This is a genomic window from Desulfovibrio sp., assembly GCF_018379785.1.
Classification (GTDB): domain Bacteria; phylum Desulfobacterota; class Desulfovibrionia; order Desulfovibrionales; family Desulfovibrionaceae; genus Desulfovibrio.
This window is the reverse complement of the sequence record NZ_JAGZUV010000040.1, coordinates 16,315-27,614: the sequence shown is the minus strand read 5'-3', so window position 1 is coordinate 27,614 and position 11,300 is coordinate 16,315. Positions and strand designations below refer to the sequence as shown.

Sequence of the window (11,300 nt, the reverse complement as noted above, 5' to 3'; positions counted from 1 at the left end):
TTTGCCATGGGCAGGTCTATGAGCGTTGAGCGGGTGCGCCGCGCTGCGGACGTGGATATGACCGGGGCGTTACGGAATGAGCATGTCACCGGTGATGCGCGGATGCTAGCTTATTTGCGGCAGTGTGAGGCGACGGAATGGGCCAGAGCGGTGGCCATAAGCCTTGGTACGCGGGAGACACGCAGGAGCGACAGAGGTTTTTCGTCGCGTCCACTGGGGAAAATAGCTTGGCTTTGAATGCATCACATGGTATGGATTATAAAGTTTTCGTAGCTCTCCAGTAATTAATTGCACTTCGTAGCTGACATTAGGGAACCCATGCCAAGATGCATTTTCACCTGACCCGCCCAATGTCTACCGGGGGCAAATCCAAATTCATACTGGTCATCTTTTAGACCCATTCAGCTATTTTAAACACTGGCTAAACTATGATGGACAGAATTACCGCTCTTCATATTGATAGATTTAAATCGCTGAATGATTTTTCACTTCCTTTTCCAAAAGATGGGAATATACTTTTTTTAATTGGTAATAATGGTAGCGGAAAATCCACTGTACTCCAATGTCTTGATTTCATTGGCGCAATTTTTCGGGGAAATCTCACAAGCTGGTTTAATAGTCGTGGCTGGAATCCGCTTGATATTATGTCATCTAAAAAAATGCGCACGATCTCACTTAAATTAGAAGGTTTTTTTGATGAAAAAGACATTTCATGGGAAGCATCATACAATACAATACTCAGAAGATGTATAACAGAAAAAATGCTGATTGATGATGAACACATTATCAGCGTTTCTGAAGGAAAAGTTACTTGTAATAATAGCATATATCCAATTGTAAATGAATTCGAAGGCTCTATCTTAGCTCATTTAAAACAAAATTTTATCAAAAATGGGAATACAGCTAATAAATTTTCCTCGTATATAAGAGGAATGCACTCTTTTGACACACTTAATTCCTTACAGCTTCGAGCCAGATCTCGGCGTACATCCGGGGGTATTGGGCGTGGAGGAGAGCGTGTCGCAGGTGTCTTTTCTGGCCTTTCATCAGTACAAAAAGATAGAATTAATTCTAGACTAAAAGATATTTACCCATGGTTCCATTCGGCGCGTGCAATAACCCGGAGAGCTGGCTGGACAGATATTGAATTTACTGAAGAGTCTGAATCTGGAATTATTAGAGTATCGGCTACACACACCTGCGATGGGTTATTAAGGATCCTTGCCTTTCTTACAGAAATTGAAACACTTGATACATTTATTATCTTTGATGAAATTGAAAATGGGCTTAATCCTGAGGTAATGAAAAAGCTTATAAATTTTATTATGGATTGTAACAAACAAATACTGATAACAACACATAATCCTGTTATTCTTAATTATATTGATGAAAAGGTCGCACGGGATTCTGTGATTCTCATGTATAGAAAGGAAGCTGGAAATTCAGGGGCAGTTAAGTTCTTCTCTCTTCCAGGCATCAATGAGAAACTTGATTTTTTAGGACCTGGAGAGGCTTTTCTTGATTCTAGTTCAAGTGAAATTTCTGAAGAAATTAACGCGCTTGAAGAAAAAGGGTTAGAATAATGTTAGTCTTGGTTACAGGAGAAGGGCCAACAGACATCGGATGTGCGACTTCCACTGATTTATGCCCGCCTGGTAGCTGGACTCTTGGTCCGATTACACTGTTTATTGAAAAATTCATTCAAGCCCATATAGAATCTACCCTAACAGTTGGACAATTTTGGTTTGCCCCTAAAACTTATATTACTGGTATATGTAAGCGGCTTATGCCTATGGCAATTTCAAGTGGAAGAGAAAATGACTGCGCTGAAGGGAAAAAGAGGACGCGCGCTTTAATGGCGGCGGCAATAGCACTCTCTCAGCAAGAAAATGATGACGTACTTCCTATTTTATTTCGAGATACTGACAATCGTTCTCATGATATTAGACGAAATACAAAAATTCGGGATTCAATAAAAACAGTATCCTGTTTCTCGCAAGACAGTAATATTTTTCATATTTGTCCTATTGTTCCATGCCCAACTTCTGAAGCATGGTTACTATGTGCCTTAAGAGAGAGTTATCAAAAGCAAAAATGTGCAAAATTAGAGACTCAATTATCTGGAAACGATGCGAGTCCACATTATGCAAAAACAATTTTGAGAGAAATTATTGGTGAGTACTCAGCAAGAACACTATGTGACCTTATCAATAGAGGTCGGATAGACCCTTTGCGGGTATCCATGCCAAGTGTAAATAATTTTTTACAGGATTTACGCTCTGTTGTTTTTAAAAGAGAACAAATTCAAATTCCCCCGAAAGCTCGACAACAATTATGTAGAGCCGTTTCATAGTTTTGTTTTATCTCTCCATCTCGGTATAACCACAGATTGTGGAGTCCCTTGCCGCGTTGTAGGCCTGCTTGGACGCGGGCCAGAAAGCCAGCGCCATAGCGTGCCTTTGCTTCAGAGGGCAAAATAAAATTTATTGAGCTTCATCAGCCCGCACGGTATCCTCTGGGCCAGAGAGGTATGCAATGCCGGTTCCCGCGCTTAAGATCAGCGAACATGTCGCCAAGCTCAATGCCGTGATCAAGGACGGCAGGCGCTTGGGCGATATTGACCGCTATGAAATCACAAAGGCTATCGACGCCGGAATGGGACATGATCCCGTCCGCGCGCTTATTTTACAGGCTCTGCTGGCGTCCGTTGACGGGGATGCCGCTTCGGTCATGCGCTGCTTTGAGGAAGCCCTTCAAATCGCTCCGAATTCCCTTGATGTACATGCCAATTACGCGGTTTTACTCGCCAATCACGGATATCCGGAAAAAGCATCCCAGGAAATCCGCGAAAGCCTGGCACTCTGCAAACAGCAGAACGATTGGGCATTCATCGACAGCCTTATCGTCACCGCGGTCGATATCGGCGATATGGATGCGGCGGCGGACATCATACATGCGGTCGCCCAAATGAGGATTTTCAGCTCTGTGCTGTCCCAAGCCGCAACACTTTTGAATATCGACGGCGAGAACGATGAGAAAGCCGTTGCCGGACTGCACGCAGCCTTGCCGGGAGATGATCTGCCAGCGGCATCAAAGATAAGCGACGAACGGTGGGCTGAAATGAAGAAGTTTGCCGACGAACTTTCCCAGTACGTGGACTAGCCGATATGTGGGCCGCATATATTACCCGCCACCTTGACAGCCGCTTGAAGCAGCTCGAACGGAACATCGAACGGCTGCGCCGGGAGAATCAGGATCTGCGCAATCATCCTGATGTGCGGCTGTATGTGGGCGCTGTGCGAGGAATGGAAAAAGCGCGTCAGGATCCCACCCGGCCGGACTATCTGCTCGGGAATACCCTTGGGATCGAGCACCGGGACTGGCGCAGGATAAAACGCCTGTTGCCCTCCCGTTACCGCATGTTCTTCAAATTTTTCAGCACTGATAAAGAAGTCTTCTTCGTATGGATGAACGATGCGGAGACGCTGCGCAAAGAAGGCGCGAAAAGCGATTGCTACGCTTACTTCCGCTGGATGCTTGATGCAGGGAAAGTCCCATCCTGTAGAAACAAGCTGCTGGACAAGTCCATTCCCAAATCCTAGCGTCTTTAGGGCGATTAATCTGCTCCACAAACACAGCCCCGGCGGAGAATTCCCCGCCGGGGCTGTGTTTGTGGCTGGCGCTACCTCCCCGGCCGGGGCATGAGCACGGAAAGAGGCGTGCCCTTGCCGCGCTGCCACTGGTCCCAGCCGCGCTCGGCATTGCGGGCGAGCTTGGAGACGGGCACCCTGGCCAAAAAGCTGGCGATGTCGGCCGCGGCGTAGGCAAGGCGCTTGGCCTGCTCGTCGCTGGTGACGCCCTTGTGCAGGGCGCGGCCCGCCCTGCCGGTGGCCACGCTCCAGAGCTGCACGGGCGTATCCAGCGTGGTGCGCACGCCGCCCCGCTTCTGGCCGCCCTCGCCCATGCCCATGAGGGACATGAGGCCGTCGCCCACATTGTTGCCGAAGATGGGGATGCGCTGGGAACCGAAGTCGCAAAGCGAGGACATGGCGAGTTTGGCCAGTTCCTCATTGTCGTCGTCACCGGCGTAGCCGCGGACCAGGGCCAGGAAAAGGAACATGCCGGCGGCGGGCAGAATGGTGTCGTACATCTCGAACCTGGCTAGGCGGCCCAGGCTGATTTTGCCCTTGGCATGGGCGGTATACATGTACTTGTGACGGGCGGCGAAGAGCGTGACGGCGCCGGCAAAGGCGTTGAAGAGGCGATAGCCGTTCTGGGCGCGCAGAAAGCCGCTGCGGGACGAGGGGTCATAGTCCGGATTGGACTGTTTGACCATGGAGTCGGCAACGTCCACGGCCTGCTGGTGGAACTCGCTGTCGGTGCTGATGCCGCAGTTTGCGGCGCCCCCCTGCAATTGCGAGAGCTTTTGGGTGTAGGCGGCCAGCCAGACCGCGCCGGTGGCGGCCATATCCACGCCCACGATGGGCAGCATGCCCGCGTTGACCAGATCCTCCCAGGCAATCTCCCGCTTGCCGATGCGGACGGATTTGGGACGCCGGGCCGGATTGAAATTGGCCATATGGCGCTGGAGGTCCTGGTCGATATTGTCCATGCGGGATTTCATGTAGGGACTGGCCTCCCAGATCCGGCGCATGGTCGAGAGGCCGTGACGGGACATATGCCCCATGGCGCGCAGCACGGGCCGCGCGCCCAGATCGCCCATGGCCGGGAAAACGGCGGTCATTTGCAGGGCGGCCACCTTGAGATTCCAGGCCAAGCCCCAGGGCACAAGGTATTTTCTCATGGCATTGGCGACGGAGACCACCCAATCGCTTTTGGGCGGCGGCTCCTGCCGCACCAGGCCGCGCAGGTTGGGCCGGATGGCGTCGTAATCCTTCCGGCCGTAAGCGCGGGTATACTCCGCGCGGAAGACGGGATTCCGGGTGACCTGATCCGCCCGGCGCACGATCTCGCCCAGTTCAATGAAGCGCACGACATCATTGATGTGCTCCAGAATAATGCCGGTATCCAGGCGCAGGGGCAGGCCCGGCGCGCGCTCGGTGCGGGCCTGGGTATGGCCGCGCCTGGCGGCCGGAACAGAGAACATGGCCTCGTTGCGGGCCATGAGGTCTTCCTTTTCATTCCAGTTGGCCACGCGGTCGGAGACGTTGGGATCATAGCGCACGGGATAGTAGCCGCCGGGCAGGGTGACGGCATTGCCGGTTTGGTCCATGAGGACAAGGGGCTGCGGCTCCACGCCCTGGGGTTTGAAGCCGAACATGCGCTCGTGCACGGCCTGGGTGTCGGCCCACTGGGTGGCCAGAGCATCCCAGATGCCCTGCACGGCCCGCCAGTCATCCAGGCTGAGCAGGCCGGGACTCTTTCTCCGGGGCGCGGCGGATGCAATCTCCCTGCCTGCGGCGGCATCAGAAATGTTCGCGGCCATCCGGTCGCCCAGCAGCGTGACCAGGGTTTCATAGTTCAGATCCGGATACCCTCCGGCGAGGCGGGCCATATTGGACCGGTTGCCGCAATTGAGGGCCAGGGCCAGAACCATATCAGCCGTCCAGTGTTTTTTGCCGCAGGCCCGTTGCAGGCTGGACGGCAATTCCACAGGTCTGCCGACAACGTCCTTGAGCATGAGTTGTTTGCCGTAGCGCTTCTCCCACTGCCGCACGCTGTCGGCCAGATGAACCAGATGCGGCGCCATGGTCTTATTGACGTTTTCCACGCGCTCACGAACGCGCTGCTCGCCGCCCAGGATCTGGTCCAGCATGACTTCCATGGGGCCGGTCTCCCCTTCGCCCAGCACATTGCTGAAGCCGTCGGCCTTGCGGAACTGCCAGCGCAGGGCGTCTATGGAGGCATAGAGACCGCGCGCGGCGTCCTGGGCTTTGCGGCGCAGGCTGTCCGCCGGGGCATTGGGCATCTCCTTCAGGGGCCGCATGCGCGCCGCTGCCTGGTTGGCCGTCAGCTCCACCCTGGCGGCCTCGCTGTTCCCGGCATCGGTGCGGGCGTCGTAGCCGACATGGCGCAGATAGTGGAGCAGGTTTTCCACCTCCTGCAACTGGGCGGGGGTGAGATCGCGCCAGGGCTGATGGCCGTTTTGCAGGGCTTCGCCGGTATTGGGATTCACGCCGTTGAGCAGCCAGTCGGCAAAGCTGGGCAGAATGCCCGCCACGTCGTCGCCGGGCAGGGTCTTCTCCACCAGCTCGCGCAGGCTGGACGCGCCCAGCGTCTGGTCAGGCAGGCCGCGCATATGGGCCAGGCCGTAGCGGTCCAGCAGTTTGCGCAGGGCCTCGCGGTGGATGGTGGGGAAGGTTCCGGGTTTGGCGGACGCCGTTTTGGCGGCCAGATCAAGCAGTTCGTCGCTGCGGCGCAACTGGTCGCGGGAGGACCAGATCAGTTCGTTGGCCACGCGGGCATTGTCCACGGCGCGCACGGCGGCCATCACGTCGCCGTCCACCAGGGCGCGGGAACGGTCGCGCAACGCCTTGTCGAGCATGGCTTGATAGCGTTCGGGCGTGATGTCGCGCAGGGGACTGTTGTGCAACATCTGGAAAGCCTGGTTGCGAACGAGGTTGCGGGGGGTAATGGAATTACGCACAAAACGGTCCTGCTCCTCCACGCTGCGGTAGCCCTTGCGGGCGGCGATACGCAGCACCACCTCGTCCACCTTGTCCAGGTAGGCGGCGTAACTCTCGCCGCCGTGCAGCAGGGCATCGGCTTCGGCCGCCCTGTCGTCCTCGGCCAGGCGCTGTTCGGCCAGGGCGACGGCCAGCTTTTTCTTGCTTTCGCCCCGGCCCACCAGAGCGTCGTAGAGATCATGGACAAGGGCGTCCGCGTCTTCGTAGCCCTGTTCCAGGGCGGCCATGTCCACAGGCGAGCCATTGCCCTGGGCGTTGATGATGCCGTGCCGGGCGCGGGAAAGCTCCGCCGTCTGCTCCTCGCCGATGAGGCGGACCACGCCTGCGCGGTCGAGGCCGCCCAGGGACTGCCCGTCGGGCGAGCGGGTACGCGCGGAAAGGTCGCCGACCATCTGCCAGAAGGGCGAAGCATCCAGCCCGGCCAGAGCCTCGGCGTAGTATTCCTTATAACGCTTGTTGCGTTCGCGCAGGGTGGCGCGGTCCATGGCGGCCTGCACCTCGCGCTCGGCCAGGCCGCGCAGGGCGTTGAGTTCGTCCCACTCGTCATACTGGAGTCGGCCGCTGCCCATGAAGTCGCTTTCGGCGGCCAGGACATCCCGCATGCCGCGCGTCCGACGGATCTGCGCGTCTGTGGCCAGCATGCGGTCGAAAACGCGGCGCACGTCATCGCTGACGGGCAGGCCCAGGATGTCGCGGGCCTGCTCGTACACTTTCAGCAACCAGGAACGCAGACGGGCGAAGGCCGCTTCCAGTTTGCGGCTGGGGGCCCTGCCTTCCCTGAGATACTGCTCGAAACCGCGTGCCACGGTTTCATGGAATTTCTTCCAGTCTTCCGAACCCTGGACAAGCTCGCCTTCCAGCGGCGCTCCGGCCCATTGGCGCAGGGCGCGCAGGTCGGCCCGGGCCTGATCCAGGGCGTGCAGATGCCCCACGGCCCGGCTTGCGATGTTGGCGGCGCGGGCATAGGCGGAAGCCTGGTCGCGGGAAAGAATGCGCGCGGCCTGGAGGTCGAACCAGGGCGGGGTCTGGCCGGGCTGGAAGGTTTCGCCCTTTTCTTCGGCCTGGCGCTGGAGATCTTCCACGGCCGCCGCATGGGCGCGCGAGGCGGCGCGGGCGTCCCGCGCATGGGCGCGCAGTTCGGCAACGGCTGTGCGCAGGGATGCAATGCGCGTTTCAGCCGGGGATTTTGCGGCATCCGCCAGTAAATCGTCCACTGTCCGGCGGACGGCCGGGGCCTCGCCCTTGAGGGCATCGGCCAGGGAACGACGCATATTGCCCAGGGCGATGGAGCCGTCGTCAGCGGCCACGCGCATGAGATCGTCCAGAAAGATATGGGCGGATTCGTGCGGAATGGTGGAAAGATTCGCTCCCTTGAAAATACGGACGGCCGCGCTCTCGGGCGAGAGGGTGACGGAACCCCGGACGACAGGGCCGCCCTGCCCTTCCTCTTGCGGCAGGATGCGCAAGTTGACGTTGTCGGCGTCAGGAACTATTCTGTTTTCACCAGGCGCTGTTGCGCTCTGGCGAAGCTCTTGGGGGCCGGCATCCGATAGAGCCGGATATGCTCCGGGAGCTTCGTATTTTTGACTCCACCCCTCCAAATCCTGGTTCAGGTTGTAGAATTTGTTGCCGTCGGCATCTTCCGCAATCTGCATCCCCACGCGAAGATTTTCGCCCCCCAATGCAACATCGGTTTCCAGCCAGTGAAAGGCGATAATATTATCTTTGCGCTGCTTCCTGAGTTCATGGCGCTCAATGTACGCCGCGCCCTCGATGATTTCTTTCAATTTCGGAAAAAGCCGCCACTTTCTCGGATCCGCGCCGGTGTGCGCCGCTTCGCTCCATCCTGCCTTGGTAAACCTGATTTCTCCCAGATCCTCCCGCTGCGCGGGCGTCTTCTGTAATTTCCGGTACAATTCGCGGGCGACTTTCTGGTACTCCCTGAGCGGCGCGCCCTCCGGCACGCCCAGTTCATCGCCGCGAACTTCAATGACCGGCGCGCGCCAACGGAGTATGGCAGGGGCTTCACCGGGACTCTTGTCAGTGGCGTCCCTTTCAGCTACTGTTTGTTCAAAGCCACCCTGCTTGAGTTCAGAGACACGCCCCGCCTCGGCGGGCTTGGGTTGAGCCGGAGAGCCGCCGGCGCTCTGATAAAGCGCGGTGGCTTTGTTTTGCTGGAGCCAATGGGTAAAAGCACTTTGCGGACCCTCAAAGGCTGTCCCCACCACAAAGCGTGTTCCATGTTTGCCGTGCTTCAGATATCCAAGCACGGCCTGTACGCCGGAATCGCCCGCCACGGCAAAGGCCCGGCCGGGATGCCCGGTAATGGGGTCGGGTGGAATTTCATACGCCGCGCCCTGTTGCACGACGTTTTCCACGGCGTTCCAGTTTGAAAAGTCCGGATGACGTTTGCGGATATGCTTTACCGTGTCGGAAAACAGCTCAATCCGCGCGTTATCCAGCCCGGCTTCGGCCCTTCTGATTTCACCAAAGACATAGACGGATGGCTTGCTGTCAGGCTCCCGGTTGCGCACCGCCTCCACAAACTCCTCAATGGAATGTGCGGAGCTGCGGTACATGGCTTGGTGCAATCCGCTCGTCCGCCCCGCCCCGTCTTCCCGGCCGGTATTGACCCTGTGCAAAATATCGACCGCCGGATCAACGCCGTAGGCGGCCTGAAAAGCCAGGGCGTGCTGCTCGTGGAGCTGGGCGAAGGTCTGCGCGGCGTGGCGGGCGTAGCCGGAATTTTCCATTTCACGGGCGATGCGGGCGACTTCCCTGTTGACCTCGGCGCGGATGCGCCGGGCGCTGCGGGCCTGACGCAGGAGGGTTTCGCCCTCTGTGGAGGACGGCCCGGCCATGTCCGCATCATCATCCATAGCGGCGCGCATGGCGGCCTCGGCCCTGGCGGCGGGATCATAGGCGGCGGCTTCCGCGCCGCTGACGCCGTCCGGCGTGACGCGCAGGGAGTTCATGGCCCTGGCGCGCGTGTCGCCCTGAAGCTGCGTGAGCACAGCGGCGGTGGACACGGGCAGGGGATCGCCCCGCTCCGCCGCCTGTTGCAGAGCCACGGGGGTCGTACCCAGGGTTTCCAGCACGGCGGCGGCCTCGGCCTCGCCGCGCTGTTGCGCCTCCTGAAAAAGAGTCACGGCGTCGTCCGGGCCGATCCAGGTCCGGGAATAGCCTTCGGGCAGGATTTCATCCAGCATTTCGGCCAGGGCTTGCGGACCCTGTTGCGCGGTGACGGCCTGATCCAGGTTCACGGCGGCGTTTTCCAGCGCCTGACCCAGGGCCTGCCGCCGGGTCATGGCCTGGGCCTGGGCGGCCTCGGAGGATAAAAAATCGGCAATTTCCGGAGAAAGTGCCCGAGATGCGAAAGACGCGTCACCGGCGCGGGCGGCCCGGACCACACCCACACCGCCGAACAGGCCGCCCCAACTCGCACCGATGAGTCCTTCATAAACCGCTTTGCTGTGAGCCTGGCGCAGAGTATCAATGTCGGTCAGAGTACGCCGGAACCATTCTATCCTCTCGCCGATGGTCCCCCCGTGCTTTTCCGCCTGCCCCCAGAGGGAAGAAAGCAGATCCGGAGCATTCTGGATATATTCGGTGAGGCCTTCCGTGGCCGACGCGCCAAAGGTCCGTTTGACGGTTTCCCAGATGCCGGTGGACTTGAAGATGTTCAGAACCTTGTCCAGTGCAAGACGTTCCATGGGAGCCTGGGCAGCGGCGTTGAACAAGGATGGCGACAACGAACCGGCCGGAGAAACGCCCTGACGGCGCAGGTCAACATAGCTCTGCCCGGCGATCTGCGTGCCCATGACGCCCAGCGCCCAGGCAGGCCCGGCCATGGCCGCCATGACGTTGCCCGCCTGTTGAGGCGCGGAGCGGACGAAATCATAGGCGAACTGGCCCAGAGCCGAATCCGATGCAACTTCCGGGGGACGTGAACGCTCAATCCACCCCAGGGCCGAACGCGCCCAGCGCGCGGGGGCGCTCTCAGGGCCGAAGACATTTTCGGCAAGGGCAAGAGCTGGTCCGGCAAGCATGCCGGTATTGAAGTCCGCCGCGCCGTGGGTCAGGGCCTGGCCGGTTTTGCGCAGCACCTGGGGGAGATCGTAGGCAAGACCGTGCAGGGCATCCGCGCCGATATGGGAAAGGGACTCCAAGAGATTGGCGGGAGTCCCGTCCTCCCGGCCGCCATAGATTTTGTCAAAATCGGCAAAACCGGCGGCGATGTTGTTGAACAGGGGGAAATCCTCCCGCGCGGCATAGGCGGTCTTGCCCTGAAGGGCCCGGACCAGGCGCGGAGAGAAGCGGCGCAGTTCGTCCGCCGCCGTCTGACCGGCCAGCGGTCCGGCCACGTCATTGTGGGTCAGGGCCTCCTGGAACGAAACGCCCAGGCGGGCGGCGTTGCGGCGGGCTTCAATGATCCGCTGCGGGCTGTAGCGGTGGGCGGCGTTGACGCTTTGGGCGGCAATGGCGGCGAGGGCGGGCGGGGGTGATGCATCATCATTATGAATAAATTCCGACAGATCTGGAGCTGGGACACGATTCCAAGCGTCCTTTTCAGATCCCGGCATATATGTAGCGTTGATAATATCTGACAGATCTGGAGGCTCGTGTGCGTCAGTGACGTTGGAGAAATTTTCA

Annotated in this window: 5 protein-coding genes; 4 read left to right on the top strand and 1 reads right to left on the bottom strand. The window is 58.4% G+C overall.

Features of this window, described 5'->3' with window-relative positions:
• Window positions 1-428: 428 nt before the first annotated feature.
• The 4 genes from KH208_RS09715 (at window position 429) to KH208_RS09700 (ending at window position 3,602) form a co-directional block, all read left to right on the top strand.
• Window positions 429-1,583 (top strand): AAA family ATPase, encoded by a 1,155-nt coding sequence (locus KH208_RS09715; RefSeq protein WP_291435837.1) that lies wholly within the window; start codon window positions 429-431, stop codon window positions 1,581-1,583.
• A complete protein-coding gene (locus KH208_RS09710) occupies window positions 1,583-2,353 on the top strand; it encodes a hypothetical protein (RefSeq protein ID WP_291435836.1) in 771 nt (256 codons plus the stop codon). Before KH208_RS09715 ends, KH208_RS09710 begins: the two co-directional genes overlap by 1 nt.
• A 182-nt stretch (window positions 2,354-2,535) precedes the next feature.
• Complete coding sequence (locus KH208_RS09705; RefSeq protein ID WP_291435834.1) at window positions 2,536-3,162, top strand: hypothetical protein; 627 nt, start codon at window positions 2,536-2,538, stop codon at window positions 3,160-3,162.
• 5 nt (window positions 3,163-3,167) lie between these two features.
• Window positions 3,168-3,602: a type II toxin-antitoxin system YhaV family toxin gene (locus KH208_RS09700; RefSeq protein WP_291435831.1), complete on the top strand. Its 435-nt coding sequence runs from the start codon at window positions 3,168-3,170 to the stop codon at window positions 3,600-3,602.
• Window positions 3,603-3,682: 80 nt separating this feature from the next.
• Here KH208_RS09700 and KH208_RS09695 read toward each other — a convergent pair whose 3' ends face one another.
• Window positions 3,683-11,230 carry a hypothetical protein gene (locus KH208_RS09695; RefSeq protein ID WP_291435830.1) on the bottom strand — a complete coding sequence of 2,516 codons (7,548 nt, stop codon included), beginning with the start codon at window positions 11,228-11,230 and terminating at the stop codon, window positions 3,683-3,685.
• Between the last annotated feature and the right edge of the window lie 70 nt (window positions 11,231-11,300).